We start from the raw sequence: 14,435 nt of genomic DNA, 5'->3' as shown, positions 1-14,435 counted from the left end.
AGGTGGCCCGCCATTCGAAGCTCGAAGAACGAAGGATGGTGCCCCCGGACGGAATCGAACCGCCGACCTTCCGGTTTACAAAGACTGCAGGTCGGTTGCGGCCTTCAAACGTGAATCCGATCAAACCCTCAGCAAAAGTGCACTGTCACCGTAATTCGGAGACGGGACCGCTGGCGGAGATTGACTGGTGGGCAGCGCAGGGCGATCCAATTGAAGCCACACACCTCGCTCACAACATCGCCCCAAAGCCGACGCCGATAGTCGTTGATGTCAGTGCAAGCATCCAAAATATAAAGCAAGTACTTCGCGGCTTCGTCCCTGCTATCCGCCCGCGTGGTCGCTGCCACCGTGCGCGGCGATAAACATGGCGACGGCCGACCGGCAGTAGGATTCGATTTCGTTGTCGTTCTCTGCTCTCGCCTCATCGAAGCGTGCGATAATCAGAAGATCGGATCCTTTGAAAAGCGCGGCAAACAAGCGGGCGGACCGGAGAGGGTCGGGCACGTTCAGAACCGCCTTCGCGTGCAACTGACGCAACAGGGCCTCGATTTGGGCGATGATGTGGGCGAGGCCGGCTTCGTAATGGAGCTTGCTCAACGACTTTTGACTCGTCATGTCGGCCATGACCATGGCTTCGACGTTGCGGACGTCTAGCCGCAGCAGCGTGCGAAGCAGCAATGATCCCACCGCCATCAGCTGATCTTCGGTCGAGCCATCGACGCCTTGAAAAAGCACCTGTGGAATCAACTGCTGACAGCGGGCCGCAAAGGCCGCGCCGAACAGCGCCTCTTTGTTCTCGAAGTGCCTGTAAATGCTGAGCTTCGATATCTTCGCTCGCTTGGCGACCTTGTCCAATGTCGTCGCTTGAAAACCCAATTCCGCAAAAAGTTCGCCCGCCGTATCGACGATCGTTTGTCCAAGCGCTTCGTTGACGGGCCGGCCGCGCCGGGGCTGGGTGTTTTTTTCGGTTGCCATAATTCAAGTCCTTGACAGTATCCTAATTATTGAATTACGATACCACGCAGTTCCTAAAATGTGAAGCCAATGGATAAGCTTCAACAGGATCCAGTCGAGCCCCTTCATCAACAACACGGAGCCTGTCACCATGGATGACGTCATCATTATCGGCGGTAGCTTTGCCGGTCTCGCCGCCGCCCTGCAACTCGGCCGTGCCCGCCGCAAGGTCACCGTTCTCGACACTGGCCTGCCGCGCAACCGCTTCGCCGGCCACTCGCATGGTATGCTTGGTCACGATCACAAGCCGCCGCTGGACATCTTGGCCGAGGCGCGCCGGCAGTTGGCGCGTTATCCTGCGATCAGTCTGGTCAACGCTCGGGCCGACAAAGTCTCCGGCGGCATCGACGATTTCTCCGTCCTAATGGGCGATGGCGAAAGCCTTGGGGCGCGTCGGCTGATCCTGAGCTATGGCATTACGGACCAGATGCCCGATGTGCCGGGATTTGCCGAAAGCTGGGGCACGTCCATCGTACCCTGTCCCTATTGCGACGGCTTTGAAGTCGCCGGCCAGCATTGGGGTCTCGTCTGGTCCGGCCCGCAGTCGCAAAATCAGGTCAGGCTGTTCCACGATTGGACCGACAGGTTGACGGTCTTCGCCGATGGTCACGACATTCCTCCCGATATCCGGGCCGATCTGGCGCGTCGCAACATACCTGTCGTCGATGGCCGGATCACTGAAATCGCCCGTCATGGGGGCCATGATGCCACCCTCAAGCTCAATGTCGGCCCCGATGTCGCTGTCGACATCCTGTTCGCGCATCCGCGCAACAAGCCGTCCGCAAACTTGCATGAATCACTGGGCCTCGCCACGCTCGATACTCCCCTCGGCATCGTCCTCAAGGTCGACGAGCGTCGCGAAACCAGCATGCCCGGCATCTACGCCGCGGGGGACCTCACCAACCCCCTCATCCCCTCAGTCACAACGGCATCCTGGCAAGGCGCGATGGCGGGCATCTTCGCCCAGCAGTCGATGCTGGTTTGAGAGCACAGTTTCTCCGGTCCCAATTGGCCATCCACAGCGGCGGCGCGCAAATCTAAAGCAAGAAGGAAGTGATCCCCATGGATACGATCAGTCCTGGCGTCGCCCTGGTGACCGGCACATCCTCCGCATCGGTCTCGCTACCGCCAAAGCCTTGCGGAATGAGGGCTTTCGAGTGTTCGGAACCAGCCGCCGCGCCTGCGACAAGCGAGCGCGTGCTGGACCTCGGCTGCGGCGCGGGCGCGTCGAGTTTGGCACTGGCTGCCCTCGTTGGCCGGCGTGGCCAAGTGCTGGGCGTGGATATTCCGAACCGCTGATCGGTCGGGCGCGCGCGCTTGCGCCATGGGATACGCCGGCCCTGTTCCGAGTGGCCGACGCCAGCAGCGCCGAGTTGCCCGAGGGCGCTGTCGACATCCTGTTCTCGCGTTTCGGGGTGATGTTCTTCGACGATCCGACGGGCGCCTTCACTCATCTGCGCCGCGCGCTCCAGCCGACCGGGCAGACCAACGGGCACGCCATGCGAACCTCATAGAGGGGTCAGATTCGTGTGAAAACCCATCAAGACGCCGTCTACCGCTTTCACAAATCCTTACACAAATGACCGATAGGCAAGCCATAGACACATGGCCGCATTTTGGGGTGCGCAAAATTATGTAGATAAAAGAATGGGTATGTCTTGAGAACTGGTGCCCCCGGACGGAATCGAACCGCCGACCTTCGGTTTACAAAACCGCTGCTCTACCAGCTGAGCTACAAGGGCATGGCGCTCCGGTAGCATATTTGGTGCGCCAGTAAAGACAAAACTCCATTTCGGCATCGGTCGTGGTGGATGGCGTATGGCCAGCATGCTGAAATCCGCAAACGTGCTTCCTACATGACGACAAGGGTGCAATCGCTTCGGACTGGAGTGTCGCATGATCAGGTTTGTCATCATTCTGCCGCTCGTCATCGTCGCATGGATGCTGCTGGTAAAGATCATCAGGGACGTCAAGAACGCGAATGTCGACTGGACAGGCGTCACCACCATCATCGGCTTCATCGCGCTCGCCTTCTGGCTGCGGCACGTCACGGGCATGGGCTGAGAAATAGCGAGTAGTCAGTAGGGAGTAGCCAGTAGGGGAATAGGCCGTGCATTGTTCGGATGCGCCTAGTGCCTCTTCACTACTCACTACTCACTCCGAAAAATCTCCTCGATCTTTCGAACCTTTCGCCGCCTCACGTCGACTGATCCTCAGAGGCGAATGGTCGCCTCGATCAGAGATCCAGGAGATCGTTATGTTCAAGCGCAGTTTCGTTTCCAGCCTCGTCGCCATCGTCGTCGCGACCGGTGCGCTCGCCGGCACCGTTCAGTCTTCGTCGGCTCATGGCATGCATCGCCATCATCATTACAACGACTACCTCTACTACCAGGATTACCCGGACTACCCGGATTACTGGTGGGTCTATGGCCATCATCATCACCATCACCGTCATCATCGCCACCACATCATCATCTACTGAGCGCAGCCCGGCGGCGTGATGAAGAACCAGTGCAGGAAAGGGCGGCTTCGGCCGCCCTTTTGCATTGATACGGCGCTTCTTGTTGCCGCCACGGAAGATGACGCGATCGGCGCAAGGTGCTGGAGCGCGGGGGTCTCGATAATCAACGCCGGCGAGGGCCGCCGTGCCTTTTCAGGCAGCGGATCCCTGCTTCTTCGAAAAAAAATCAAAACCGATCGAACCTTTTTCAATGCCGGGGCGACACATGATCAAGAGGCGGATGGATCGCCTCTCCAACGAAGCAAGGAGATCGTCATGTTCAAGCGCACACTCGTTTCCGGCCTCATCGCCACCACGGTCGCCGCCACCGCTTTGGTCGGCACCGTCCAGCCTTCGGCGGCCCATTCGCATCACCACGACCTTGGCATCGGCATCGCCGCCGGCGTTGGCGGTTTCGTCCTTGGCAGCCTGCTTGCCCAGCAGCCGCCGCGTACCGTCTATGTCGAGGAAGATGGCGGTTCCTGGCACGTCCGCCGCTGCTTCGACCGCTATTCCAGCTACGATCCGGACTCCGACACCTATGTCGGCTACGACGGCTATCGTCACTACTGCCGGCTCTGAGAGGAGAGTATCAACGCAGGAAAGAGGGGCTCCCGCAGCCCCCTTTTTTGCGTGCGGGCGGCGGGAAGGCCAAGTTTACAGGATCGGCAAACCGGTCGCACGGCAGGTGTCGCCAACGAGCCTCATATCTGGCGGCTCTTCACCCATCGCGACGAGTTCGAAGCTGCTTCCCGCATCCGGATAAATCTTGGCGGCAAACGCTTTGTCCCTCCCATTGCCGCGGGAAGGCTTGGTGGTGACATGGCCGCAGACCACGATCTCCGCACGGCCATTAAGGGTCCGTTCTCCGGCAAGCATCGTCCCGAACCTGGCGGTGGCCGGGTCCTGCAGATGTTGGCGAACGCCTGTCGTGATGATCTCTTCCAAAGCGAGCGAGATCGGCATGGGATCGACGCGCTGGTTGCCGGCTTCGGGTGTGGCTGCGGGCGGTGTCGCCACGCACCCGCAAAGCGAGGCGGCAAGCGAAAGCAGAGCCGTCTTTCTCATTCCTGCCCTTCCATGTGCTGTCCAGCCGCGCTGGCTGTCGCCGGCGCTTGTCCGAGCAAGCAGAGATGTACAGCGATTCTATGAGCGTTTAGTCTAATCGCATCGATTGCCGGCTGGGGAGGAGGGTGGCTTGGACGAGCAGGGCGAGAAAGAAGACCTGATCGAGCCGGTGTTTCGCAACGGTACGGTCACCACGGTCGGCATTCTGCTGGCGTTCTCGCTGGGCTTCATCACCCATTGGGCCGCCAACCCGATTCCCTGGCAGACCTATCACTTGGTTGCTGTCCTGCCGATCCTGGCCGGTATTGCCTTGCAGATGCGGGCGCTGGCGTTGCTGCTCGACACGGCGTCGCTGCGCCGGCCGGTCTATGCGCGCGCCAACCGTATATTCATGGCCGGCCTCATCTGCACCGCCAGCGGCGTCGGCCTGGCAATCCTGCTGGACGTCCTTCATGTGGCGGCCAGGAGCGCGCTGCCGGGCGCCGCCTGATCAGCCAGCCATCCCGCCGATCATTTTCGTCACCTCGACCGCTGCGTCGCGCACCAGCGGGCCGATCTCGGCCAGCCGCTCTGGCGTGACCCGTACCGTCGGCCCGGACACGGAAACACCGCCGACCGGTTCGCCATATTCGTTGAAGATGGCGGCGGCCACGCATCGCATGCCGGGGTGGCGCTCCTCGTCGTCGACCGACCAGCCGCGATGCTTGATGACAGCCAGATCGTGGGCGAGGGCGGAGATGTCGGACAGGGTCTTGTCCGTATAGCGCTGCAGGCCGGCCTTGCGCAGGATCGTCCCGACGCGCTCCGGTTCGAGATGCGCCAGCACCGCCTTGCCGATGCCCGAAGCATGGAAGGGGCTGCGCGTGCCCGGCCGGAAGAAGGCGCGGATTGCCTGATGTGTCTCGACCTGGCTGACGAAGACCACGCAGTCATCCTCGGCGACGCCAAGATTGGCGGTCTCGCCGGTTTTCTCCATCAATTCCTGCATGACGATGCGGGCGCGGTCGACCAGCTTGCGGCGGCGCAGGAACGCCGCGCCCATCCGATAGGTCTCGACCCCGATCGACCAAAGCTGGTCCGACGTATCGAATTCGACCATGCCGTGGTTTTGAAGCGTCGTCAGCATGCGGTAGGCGGTGGAGGCGGCGAGCCCGCTCTGCGCCGATATCTCGCTCAGCGAGAGGCCGCTGCCTTCCGCGACGATGGCCAGGATACGCAAGGCGCGGTCGAGCGACTGCACCGAGGCAGCTTCAGCCGGACCATTGAAGGCGCGCGGGCGCCCGCGCTGACGTTTTTCGCTGCTTTCCATGGCCGGCATTCTCGGCCGTTTCTCCAAAGATGCAATGAAAAAGTTTTTCATGAAATTTCAAGGCGCAAATCTGGAAAAGGGAAAGTCCAACAAAATCAGGTAATAATCGCCATTTTCTAGAAATGAAAAAATATTCTGGAAAAATTGAAAAATCGCGGAGCCGGTGACATCCTTAGCCATCCAACAATCATCTCGTGGAGGCTGGAAATGGCCAGGATGCGCGCTGTCGATGCCGCTGTTCTCGTTCTCGAAAAGGAAGGCATTTCCTGTGCCTTCGGCGTGCCCGGCGCGGCGATCAATCCGCTGTACTCGGCGCTGAAGGCGAGGGGCACCATCCGCCATGTCCTGGCTCGCCACGTCGAGGGCGCCTCGCATATGGCGGAAGGCTATACCCGCGCCAAGGCGGGCAATATCGGGCTCTGCATCGGCACTTCGGGGCCGGCCGGCACCGATATGATCACCGGGCTCTATTCGGCCGCGGCCGATTCCATTCCGATCCTGTGCATCACCGGGCAGGCGCCACGCGCGCGCCTCAACAAGGAGGATTTTCAGGCCGTCGACATCGCCGCCATCGCCGCGCCCGTCGCCAAATGGGCGGTGACGGTGATGGAGCCCTATCTGGTGCCGATGGCGCTGCAAAAGGCGTTCCATCTGATGCGCTCGTCGCGGCCAGGTCCGGTGCTGATCGACCTGCCGGTCGACGTCCAGCTGGCCGAGATCGAGTTCGACATCGACGCCTATGAGCCGCTGGCGCCATTCAAGCCGGCGATGACGCGCGCCCAAGCCGAAAAGGCGCTGGCGATGCTGAACGCCGCCGAGAAGCCGCTGATCGTCGCCGGCGGCGGTATCATCAATGCCGACGCGTCCGACCTGTTGATCGAATTCGCCGAAATCACGGGCGTTCCGGTCATCCCGACACTGATGGGCTGGGGCGCGATTCCCGATGACCACCGGCTGATGGCAGGCATGTGCGGCCTGCAGACGTCGCACCGCTACGGCAATGCGACGATGCTGGAAGCCGACTTTGTCTTCGGCATCGGCAACCGCTGGGCCAACCGCCACACCGGCTCGGTGGACGTCTATACCAGAGGCAAGAAATTCATTCACGTCGATATCGAGCCTACTCAAATAGGCCGGGTCTTCGCGCCGGACCTCGGCGTCGTTTCGGATGCGGGTGCGGCGCTGAAGATGCTGCTCGACGTCGCCACCGAATGGAAGACGGCTGGAAAACTGCGCGACTGGTCGGGCTGGGCCAGGGAATGCCAGGGCCGCAAGAAGACGATGAAGCGCAAGACCCATTTCGACCAGGTGCCGCTGAAGCCGCAGCGCGTCTATGAGGAGATGAACAAGGCGTTTGGCCGCGACGTCACCTATGTCACCACCATCGGCCTGTCGCAGATCGCAGGCGCGCAGTTCCTGCATGTCTACAAGCCGCGTAACTGGATCAATTGCGGCCAGGCCGGCCCGCTCGGCTGGACGCTGCCGGCCGCACTCGGCGTGCGCGCCGCCGATCCCGACCGCGCGATCGTGGCGCTGTCGGGCGACTATGATTTCCAGTTCATGATCGAGGAACTGGCGGTCGGCGCCCAGTACAAGTTGCCTTACATCCACGTCGTCGTGAACAACGCCTATCTCGGCCTGATCCGTCAGGCGCAGCGCGGTTTTTCGATGGACTACGAGGTGAGCCTCGCCTTCGAGAACATCAACCGGGCCAATGATCCCGAGGCGGGTTATGGCGTCGACCATGTCGCCGTCGCCGAAGCGATGGGCTGCAAGGCGGTCAGGGTGCGCAAGCCGGAAGAGTTCGCCGGCGCGTTCAAGGAAGCACAGCGGTTGATGAAGGAGCATCGGGTTCCGGTCGTGCTCGAATTCATCCTCGAACGCGTCACCAACATCTCGATGGGTACCGAGATCGACAAGATCACCGAATTCGAGGACCTTGCCGAACATCAGGAAGACGCGCCGACAGCGATCGTCATGCTGGACTAAATCATGCTGATATTCAGGTCAGGCCGGCCTGACCTGAATCTCAACACGGCTTTGGTTCCGGGCAGAAAATAGGAGAAAAAGAATGCCGCGTTTTTCAGCCAATCTGTCGATGCTCTTTGGCGAGCATGATTTCCTCGACCGTTTCGATGCCGCCGCACGCGCCGGCTTCAAGGGTGTCGAATATATCGGACCTTATGATCACGCGCCCGAGGTGGTCGCCGCCCGCCTGAAGAAGAACGGCCTGACGCAGGTGCTGTTCAATCTGCCTGCGGGCGACTGGGCCAAGGGCGAGCGCGGCATCGCCGTGCTGCCGGACCGCGTGCCGGAATTTCGCCAGGGCATCGCCAAGGCGATCGCCTACGCGCAGGCGCTGGATTGCCAACAGGTCAACTGCCTGGCCGGCATCGCGCCGCAGGGTGTTGCGACCAAGGTGCTTGAGGATACCTTCGCCGAGAACCTGGCGTTCGCCGCCGAAAAATTGGAGCAGGCCGGCATCAGGCTGCTGATCGAGCCGATCAACACGCGCGATATTCCGGGCTTCTTCCTCAATTATTCAGACCAGGCGCTTGAGGTCATTGATCGCGTCGACTCGAAGAACCTGTACCTGCAGTACGACATCTACCACATGCAGATCATGGAGGGGGATCTCGCCCGTACCATCGAAGCGAACCTTCCCCGCATCGCGCATATCCAGCTTGCGGACAATCCCGGCCGTCACGAGCCGGGGACGGGCGAGATCAACTATCCCTTCCTCTACGACCACATCGACCGGATCGGTTATTCCGGCTGGATTGGGGCGGAATACAAGCCGAAGGCCGGAACCGAGGCCGGGCTGGGCTGGTTTCGGGATCTGGCCGGACAGGGCAGCGCGGCGGCTTAGAGCATCCCTTCTCCCCGTCACTATACGGGGAGAAGGTGCCGGTTCACCCTCCGTAGCTGCACCGCAGCGAAGGGCAGGCGGATCAGGGGCAGCGCCGGCCTTCGACGAGTTCGAGCAAAGACTTCAGGAGAACCATAATGGAAACCATAGGCTTCATCGGCCTCGGCATCATGGGCGCCCCCATGGCAGGGCATCTGCTTGCTGCCGGCTACACGGTCGTGGCCAGCGACCACCGCTCGAAACCGCCGGCCGACCTTGTCGCCAACGGCCTGAAAACCGTCACCGGCCATGCTGCGGTGGCCAAGGCCGCCGACATCATCATCACCATGGTTCCTGACACGCCGCAGGTGGCCGAGGTGCTGTTCGGCGACAACGGCGTCGCCGCCGGCCTGTCGAAGGGCAAGCTGGTGATCGACATGAGTTCGATCTCGCCGATCGCGACCAAGGAATTCGCAAAGAAGATCAACAAGCTCGGCTGCGACTATCTCGACGCGCCGGTCTCGGGCGGCGAGGTTGGCGCCAAAGCGGCGTCGCTGACCATCATCGTCGGCGGCGACGAGAAGGTCTTCGAGCGCGCAAAACCAATCTTCGAGAAGATGGGCAAGAACATCAATTTGGTCGGGCCGAACGGCGTCGGCCAGACGACCAAGGTCGCCAATCAGATCGTCGTCGCGCTGACCATTGAAGCCGTCGCCGAAGCCCTTGTTTTCGCCGCGAAAGCCGGCGCCGATCCGGCCAAGGTCAGGCAGGCGCTGATGGGCGGGCTGGCCGCCTCGCGCATTCTCGAAGTGCATGGCGAGCGCATGGTCAAGCGCACCTTCGCGCCAGGCTTCCGCATCGAACTGCACCAGAAGGATCTGAACCTCGCTTTGGAGGGCGCGAAGGCGCTCGGCGTGTCGCTGCCCAACACATCGGCGACGCAGCAACTGTTCAATTCCTGCGCCGCCAATGGTGGTGCGAAGGAGGATCATTCGGCGCTGGTCAGGGCGCTGGAGCGGATGGCCAATTTCGAGATCGGCAAGGAGGCAACGGAAATCAAGGGTAAAGCGGCATAGGTCGGGAGAGGCGGCACAACGTTCCCAAAGCCGCCAACTCCTGTCCGTCGAAGAACGGGTTTCGGTTTTGTCGCCGGAACCCGTTTTTTGCTTCCTGGCGGGAGCTCGCCGCTTTCAGTCAGCCGCGCTTCAAAAATGCCCGTGCCGCATAAAGGCTCACCGCCGCGGCGTTCGACACATTCAGCGAACGGATGGCGCCGGGCATGTCGAGCCGCGCCAGCGTCGTCACCGTCTCACCCGTCTTCTGGCGCAGGCCCTTGCCTTCTGCGCCGAGCACCAGCGCGATCCGGTCGCCGGCAAAGCTGGTTTCGAGTTCAGCCGGCCCGTCCGAATCGAGCCCGATGGTCTGGAAGCCGGCCTCGTGCAGTTGCCCGAGCGCGTCGGCGAGGTTCTTCACCTCGATCTGGTCGATATGCTCCAGCGCGCCGGAGGCGGATTTCGCCAGCACGCCCGATTCCTGCGGGCTGTGGCGTGCCGTGGTGATCAGCGCGCCGACGCCGAAGGCCACCGCCGAACGCAAAATGGCGCCGACATTGTGCGGATCGGTGACCTGGTCGAGCACCAGCACCAGCCTGGTGCCGCCAAGCGCGTCGAGGCGCTTGGGCTTCAGCGGCTCGGCCTCGATCAGCACGCCCTGATGCACGGCGTCCGACCCGGTGACCTTGTCGATGTCCCTGGGTTCGACCAGTTCGGCCTTGAAAGGCAAGGCGGCGAGATCGGCGATCTCAAGCCGTTCGGCCGCATTGCGCGTCACCAGCATTCTTTTGATCCGGCGGCGCGGATTGTCGAGCGCGGCGCGCACAGTGTGCAGGCCATAAAGACGCACCAGGCCATCGCCGGCGTTTTCGCCTGGCGGCACGGGTTGGCGCGGCCTGAAGGCCGGTGCGCCGCCGCTTTTCTCGTCGCGATACGCGCGGCGCAGCTTGGCGTAGTGGGTGTCTTTCGGGGTGTTGGAATTGTTGCTCATGGCCGGCTTCTATAGCCGTCTCCTCCCGCCAAGGATATGCCCTGTCGCCGCAGCCGGCGAACAACATCGAAAAAGCCTTCCTGCGCGGTTGACACCCACTGGCCTTGCCGCCATAAGGCGCTTCGCTGATTTCGGAGAAGACAACTCGGGTCCGGATCGGCGTGAATGCCTCGTTGCATGGCTCCGGCGGCAGACTGGAGAGGTGCCCGAGTGGTTAAAGGGGACGGACTGTAAATCCGTTAGCTTAGCTTACGTTGGTTCGAATCCAACCCTCTCCACCACTGCCGGCCCGGAAGCCCTGAAACGCGAAAGCATCGGAGACGAAAAGTGCATGGCGCTTTTCCAGTGAATCCGGTACTTCAGTGCAAGGCGCGGGTATAGCTCAGTGGTAGAGCAGCAGCCTTCCAAGCTGAATATGCGGGTTCGATTCCCGCTACCCGCTCCAGACTTTCACCCAAACCAGTGTTACGCCGAAACGCTGCGCGGCAATGCGCGCAGCGCCTCTGGCATTCGTGCATGCCGCCCTAGCTGTTGAACGCTGACGCGACCTGGTGCTGCTGCGGCACCTGGCCGTTCGGCGTCAGCTTGTCGACGATGCCGGGCAGGGCCGTCGACAGCTGCTTGAGCAGTTCCTGCTCGTCGAGCCCTGTCCTTTGCGCGATCTCGCGGATGACCTGCGGTCCGATCGCGTTGCCGAGATCATTGGCGTTGATCGACTGGTTCTGCCCGGTGCCGACCCAGGAGTCGGCGACATTGCCATGGCCGGCATTCTTGAGCTTGTCGAGCAGGCCGCCCAAACCGCCGAGCAGGCCTCCGTCGCCGGGATTGGCTTCAGTCGGCGCCGGAGCGGCCGGAGCGGTTTGATCGGGCTGTTCGGCGCTTCTGCCGCTCAGCATCTTTCCGACCAGCAACGCGCCAAGTGCGATCATCAGCGGTTTGGTGATGTTGCCGCCAGGAACGGCGTTGTCAAAAAGTCCCATAGTGGATCCTCCATCTAGCCAAGCCCAACCCATCTTCAACAATGGCGCAATCGGGCGGAATTTCAAGCTGGCTTGTGGTTTTGACATTCATATGAAAATGTTGGGCTGGCGAGGGATGGAGAGGAAAAAATGGGTATCATCAGCTGGATCATTCTGGGCGTCATTGCCGGTTTCATCGGCAGCAAGATCGTCAACAAGACCGGCCAGGGCATGATCATGGATATCGTGCTCGGCATCGTCGGCGCGATTGTCGGCGGCCTGATCTTCAGCGCCTTTGGCGCGTCGGGCGTGACCGGCCTCAACATCTATAGCCTGATCGTCGCCGTGGTGGGCGCCGTGGTCGTCCTTTGGGCCTATCACCAGTTCAGCGGGCGCCGAACGCTTTAGCAGCCCGAGGCGACTGGCTGCGCCAGATAGGCGGCGGCCCCGCGCGGCTTTCGGGCCGCCTCGACCGCCGGCTTGCCTATGGCATCAGCACCGCGTCGGCGGCGGCAAGCTCCCTCGGCTGATTGGTTCGTCCCAGCCGCGTAGATGATCCCCACGGCGTCGGCAACGGCCTTCGGCGAGCGCCCCGCCGGCAACTAAGCGATCACCGTCAGCCGGCGCTTGCGCTGATCCAGCGACACGATGGTCAGCCCGCTGGCGACCACCAGCAGGATGCCGCAGACGGCAAGCGTGTTGGGAAATTGCCCGAACACCAGCAGGCCTGAAATGACCGCCCAGACCGTGAAGCAATAGTAGAATGGCGCCACCGCTCCGGTCGGCCCGACGCGATAGGCCATGAAGATGAAGAAGTGGCCGAAGATCAGGAAGAAGCCGGCGCCTGCCGTCAGCAGCAGGTGACGGGCCTCGGGCATGACCCAGCGTTCGGACATCAAATGCGCGGCGCCGGCGCCGATGAGCACGACGACGACGGCCGAGATCGCCACGATCATTCCCGGCACTTCGGCGGTGATCTTGCGGCCGGCCAGATCGCGCGCGGCGGCGAATGTCGCGTTGCCGAGCGCCAGCAAGGCGTAGACCGAAATGCCTTGCATGGTCGGCTGCGCCACCATCAGCGCGCCAAGGAAGCCCAATCCGATCAGTGCCATGCGTTGGCCGCCGATCCGCTCGCCAAACAGGATCGAGGAGCCGACCAGCATCAGGAGCGGCGTGATCTGGCCGAGCGCGGTGGAATCGGCGATCTGCATATTGGCGAGCGCGACGACGTAACAGAGGATCGCCGCCAGCTCGAGCAGGTTCCTGCGCAGCACCCGCTTGTCGAAGATCAGCGGGATCTGCTTGCCGTAGCCGAGCGCGAACAGCAGCGGAAAGCCCCACAGCGTTGCCGCGGCGCCACGCAGGAAAAGCACCTCGTAGGACGGCAAGCCCACTGTCGCGAGCTTCATCATCGTATCGTTGACCAGATACGACCCGGTCGAGACGATCATGAACAGCGGGCCGCGAATGGCAGTCGGAATGAAATGCATAGGCGCAGGAAATCAGACCGGGGTGGCCGCCGCAATGGGCCATGGACCGCCGGCAAATCCGACAGCGACCGATGCGCGGGCCTGCCAAATCCCCGCATTGTTCCGCCGGCTTCCGCCCATTCCATTTTCGACGGCGGCTCCCTATATCAGCGCCATACCCCCGCAATCGGATCATGGGTTCTGGCCGAGTGAGATGGCGCCCGGGCAAAAGACGCTTGTGTTTTTTGGCCTTTCTCGCTAATCGCCCCGCATTCGACTGAACTGAAGGTCCAGGCCGTCCAAGGAAAGAGACTATGGCAAAAGGTAAATTCGAGCGTACGAAGCCTCATGTGAACATCGGCACGATCGGCCACGTCGATCACGGCAAGACGTCGCTGACGGCTGCGATCACCAAGTATTTCGGCGAATACAAGCGCTATGACCAGATCGACGCTGCACCTGAAGAGAAGGCGCGCGGCATCACGATCTCGACGGCTCACGTCGAATACGAGACCGCCAACCGCCACTACGCCCACGTCGACTGCCCCGGCCACGCCGACTATGTGAAGAACATGATCACCGGCGCCGCGCAGATGGACGGCGCGATCCTGGTCGTGTCGGCCGCCGACGGCCCGATGCCGCAGACCCGCGAGCACATCCTGCTTGCCCGTCAGGTCGGCGTGCCGTCGATCGTGGTGTTCCTCAACAAGGTCGACCAGGTCGATGACGCGGAACTGCTCGAACTGGTCGAGCTCGAGGTTCGCGAGCTTCTGTCGAAGAACGAGTTCCCCGGCGACGACATTCCGATCGTCAAGGGTTCGGCGCTGGCAGCACTCGAGGATTCGGACAAGACGATCGGCGAGGACGCGATCCGCGAGCTGATGGCTCAGGTCGACGCCTACATCCCGACGCCGGTTCGTCCGCTGGACAAGCCGTTCCTGATGCCGATCGAGGACGTGTTCTCGATCTCGGGTCGCGGCACGGTCGTCACCGGCCGCGTCGAGCGCGGCGTGGTCAAGGTCGGCGAGGAGCTGGAGATCATCGGCATCCGTCCGACGACCAAGACGACCTGCACGGGCGTGGAAATGTTCCGCAAGCTGCTCGATCAGGGCCAGGCTGGCGACAACATCGGCGCGCTGCTGCGCGGTGTTGATCGTGAAGGTGTCGAGCGCGGCCAGGTTCTGGCCAAGCCGGGCACGGTGAAGCCGCACAAGAAGTTCGTGGC

At 62.0% G+C, this 14,435-nt stretch carries 16 protein-coding genes, 3 tRNA genes and 1 pseudogene; 13 read left to right on the top strand and 7 right to left on the bottom strand.

The window, feature by feature from the left end; genetic code table 11:
* Positions 1 to 321: 321 nt before the first annotated feature.
* Positions 322 to 975 (bottom strand): TetR/AcrR family transcriptional regulator, encoded by a 654-nt coding sequence (locus tag FJ948_RS28310; RefSeq protein ID WP_140710303.1) that lies wholly within the window; start codon positions 973 to 975, stop codon positions 322 to 324.
* A 130-nt stretch (positions 976 to 1,105) separates the two neighbouring features.
* Between FJ948_RS28310 and FJ948_RS28305 the strand changes: the two genes are divergently transcribed.
* The gene (locus tag FJ948_RS28305) at positions 1,106 to 1,999 is read left to right on the top strand and encodes an NAD(P)/FAD-dependent oxidoreductase (RefSeq protein WP_140710301.1); all 894 of its coding nucleotides are present in this window, start codon (positions 1,106 to 1,108) and stop codon (positions 1,997 to 1,999) included.
* A 185-nt stretch (positions 2,000 to 2,184) separates the two neighbouring features.
* Positions 2,185 to 2,498, top strand: a pseudogene (locus FJ948_RS28300) (methyltransferase domain-containing protein); the annotation flags it as partial.
* A 182-nt stretch (positions 2,499 to 2,680) separates the two neighbouring features.
* Here the strand turns inward: FJ948_RS28300 and FJ948_RS28295 are convergent.
* Positions 2,681 to 2,756: transfer RNA gene (locus FJ948_RS28295), tRNA-Thr, on the bottom strand.
* 154 nt (positions 2,757 to 2,910) lie between these two features.
* Here FJ948_RS28295 and FJ948_RS28290 point away from each other — a divergent pair.
* The 3 genes from FJ948_RS28290 (at position 2,911) to FJ948_RS28280 (ending at position 4,096) form a co-directional block, all read left to right on the top strand.
* Positions 2,911 to 3,078 carry a hypothetical protein gene (locus FJ948_RS28290; protein WP_140710299.1) on the top strand — a complete coding sequence of 56 codons (168 nt, stop codon included), beginning with the start codon at positions 2,911 to 2,913 and terminating at the stop codon, positions 3,076 to 3,078.
* A 193-nt stretch (positions 3,079 to 3,271) separates the two neighbouring features.
* Entirely contained in the window at positions 3,272 to 3,496 is a 225-nt protein-coding gene (locus FJ948_RS28285; protein WP_140710297.1) for a hypothetical protein, read from the top strand.
* Between the two features lie 294 nt (positions 3,497 to 3,790).
* A complete protein-coding gene (locus tag FJ948_RS28280; RefSeq protein ID WP_140710295.1) occupies positions 3,791 to 4,096 on the top strand; it encodes a BA14K family protein in 306 nt (101 codons plus the stop codon).
* A gap of 75 nt (positions 4,097 to 4,171) precedes the next feature.
* Here FJ948_RS28280 and FJ948_RS28275 read toward each other — a convergent pair whose 3' ends face one another.
* Positions 4,172 to 4,534 (bottom strand): hypothetical protein, encoded by a 363-nt coding sequence (locus tag FJ948_RS28275; protein WP_246677646.1) that lies wholly within the window; start codon positions 4,532 to 4,534, stop codon positions 4,172 to 4,174.
* Between the two features lie 178 nt (positions 4,535 to 4,712).
* Here FJ948_RS28275 and FJ948_RS28270 point away from each other — a divergent pair, with 178 nt between their 5' ends.
* On the top strand, positions 4,713 to 5,072 hold the full coding sequence (locus FJ948_RS28270; RefSeq protein ID WP_140710291.1) for a hypothetical protein: 360 nt from the start codon (positions 4,713 to 4,715) through the stop codon (positions 5,070 to 5,072).
* Here FJ948_RS28270 and bhcR read toward each other — a convergent pair whose 3' ends face one another.
* Positions 5,073 to 5,891 carry an HTH-type transcriptional regulator BhcR gene (bhcR, locus tag FJ948_RS28265; RefSeq protein WP_140710289.1) on the bottom strand — a complete coding sequence of 273 codons (819 nt, stop codon included), beginning with the start codon at positions 5,889 to 5,891 and terminating at the stop codon, positions 5,073 to 5,075.
* 207 nt (positions 5,892 to 6,098) lie between these two features.
* Between bhcR and gcl the strand changes: the two genes are divergently transcribed.
* The 3 genes from gcl to FJ948_RS28250 all read left to right on the top strand — a co-directional run bounded on the left by gcl (position 6,099) and on the right by FJ948_RS28250 (position 9,815).
* Positions 6,099 to 7,880 carry a glyoxylate carboligase gene (gcl, locus tag FJ948_RS28260; RefSeq protein ID WP_140710287.1) on the top strand — a complete coding sequence of 594 codons (1,782 nt, stop codon included), beginning with the start codon at positions 6,099 to 6,101 and terminating at the stop codon, positions 7,878 to 7,880.
* A gap of 82 nt (positions 7,881 to 7,962) precedes the next feature.
* On the top strand, positions 7,963 to 8,760 hold the full coding sequence (gene otnI / locus FJ948_RS28255) for a 2-oxo-tetronate isomerase (RefSeq protein ID WP_140710285.1): 798 nt from the start codon (positions 7,963 to 7,965) through the stop codon (positions 8,758 to 8,760).
* Between the two features lie 56 nt (positions 8,761 to 8,816).
* Complete coding sequence (locus FJ948_RS28250) at positions 8,817 to 9,815, top strand: 2-hydroxy-3-oxopropionate reductase (RefSeq protein ID WP_281405383.1); 999 nt, start codon at positions 8,817 to 8,819, stop codon at positions 9,813 to 9,815.
* Between the two features lie 118 nt (positions 9,816 to 9,933).
* On the opposite strand, the gene FJ948_RS28245 is transcribed toward FJ948_RS28250, so the two are convergent.
* Positions 9,934 to 10,782, bottom strand: a complete 849-nt coding sequence (locus FJ948_RS28245; RefSeq protein WP_140710281.1) for an RNA methyltransferase — start codon at positions 10,780 to 10,782, stop codon at positions 9,934 to 9,936.
* A 196-nt stretch (positions 10,783 to 10,978) separates the two neighbouring features.
* On the opposite strand from FJ948_RS28245, the gene FJ948_RS28240 reads away from it, so the two are divergent.
* Positions 10,979 to 11,063 (top strand) — tRNA-Tyr (locus FJ948_RS28240).
* Between the two features lie 90 nt (positions 11,064 to 11,153).
* A tRNA-Gly gene (locus FJ948_RS28235) sits at positions 11,154 to 11,227 on the top strand.
* Positions 11,228 to 11,306: 79 nt separating this feature from the next.
* Here the strand turns inward: FJ948_RS28235 and FJ948_RS28230 are convergent.
* Positions 11,307 to 11,762, bottom strand: coding sequence for a YidB family protein (locus tag FJ948_RS28230; RefSeq protein WP_140710279.1), 456 nt, complete (start codon positions 11,760 to 11,762; stop codon positions 11,307 to 11,309).
* Between the two features lie 129 nt (positions 11,763 to 11,891).
* Between FJ948_RS28230 and FJ948_RS28225 the strand changes: the two genes are divergently transcribed.
* Positions 11,892 to 12,149 carry a GlsB/YeaQ/YmgE family stress response membrane protein gene (locus tag FJ948_RS28225; RefSeq protein ID WP_140710278.1) on the top strand — a complete coding sequence of 86 codons (258 nt, stop codon included), beginning with the start codon at positions 11,892 to 11,894 and terminating at the stop codon, positions 12,147 to 12,149.
* A gap of 194 nt (positions 12,150 to 12,343) precedes the next feature.
* Here the strand turns inward: FJ948_RS28225 and FJ948_RS28220 are convergent, their stop codons facing one another.
* Positions 12,344 to 13,231 (bottom strand): DMT family transporter, encoded by an 888-nt coding sequence (locus tag FJ948_RS28220; protein ID WP_140710276.1) that lies wholly within the window; start codon positions 13,229 to 13,231, stop codon positions 12,344 to 12,346.
* Between the two features lie 293 nt (positions 13,232 to 13,524).
* Here FJ948_RS28220 and tuf point away from each other — a divergent pair.
* Positions 13,525 to 14,435: elongation factor Tu (tuf, locus tag FJ948_RS28215; protein ID WP_140710274.1), on the top strand; the 911-nt coding region annotated here is incomplete at its 3' end.

This window comes from Mesorhizobium sp. B2-3-12 (assembly GCF_006442205.1).
Lineage (GTDB): Bacteria > Pseudomonadota > Alphaproteobacteria > Rhizobiales > Rhizobiaceae > Mesorhizobium.
This window is presented reverse-complemented; position numbering and strand designations above follow the sequence as displayed.

What these genes read in the sequence shown, in the direction of transcription:
- FJ948_RS28230 (WP_140710279.1), bottom strand. Translation starts at nt 11,762, where the DNA reads ATGGGACTTTTTGACAACGCCGTTCCTGGCGGCAACATCACCAAACCG.
- bhcR (WP_140710289.1), bottom strand. Translation starts at nt 5,891, where the DNA reads ATGGAAAGCAGCGAAAAACGTCAGCGCGGGCGCCCGCGCGCCTTCAAT.
- FJ948_RS28245 (WP_140710281.1), bottom strand. Translation starts at nt 10,782, where the DNA reads ATGAGCAACAATTCCAACACCCCGAAAGACACCCACTACGCCAAGCTG.
- FJ948_RS28280 (WP_140710295.1), top strand. Translation starts at nt 3,791, where the DNA reads ATGTTCAAGCGCACACTCGTTTCCGGCCTCATCGCCACCACGGTCGCC.
- FJ948_RS28285 (WP_140710297.1), top strand. Translation starts at nt 3,272, where the DNA reads ATGTTCAAGCGCAGTTTCGTTTCCAGCCTCGTCGCCATCGTCGTCGCG.
- FJ948_RS28305 (WP_140710301.1), top strand. Translation starts at nt 1,106, where the DNA reads ATGGATGACGTCATCATTATCGGCGGTAGCTTTGCCGGTCTCGCCGCC.
- FJ948_RS28290 (WP_140710299.1), top strand. Translation starts at nt 2,911, where the DNA reads ATGATCAGGTTTGTCATCATTCTGCCGCTCGTCATCGTCGCATGGATG.
- FJ948_RS28225 (WP_140710278.1), top strand. Translation starts at nt 11,892, where the DNA reads ATGGGTATCATCAGCTGGATCATTCTGGGCGTCATTGCCGGTTTCATC.
- otnI (WP_140710285.1), top strand. Translation starts at nt 7,963, where the DNA reads ATGCCGCGTTTTTCAGCCAATCTGTCGATGCTCTTTGGCGAGCATGAT.
- gcl (WP_140710287.1), top strand. Translation starts at nt 6,099, where the DNA reads ATGGCCAGGATGCGCGCTGTCGATGCCGCTGTTCTCGTTCTCGAAAAG.
- FJ948_RS28220 (WP_140710276.1), bottom strand. Translation starts at nt 13,231, where the DNA reads ATGCATTTCATTCCGACTGCCATTCGCGGCCCGCTGTTCATGATCGTC.
- FJ948_RS28310 (WP_140710303.1), bottom strand. Translation starts at nt 975, where the DNA reads ATGGCAACCGAAAAAAACACCCAGCCCCGGCGCGGCCGGCCCGTCAAC.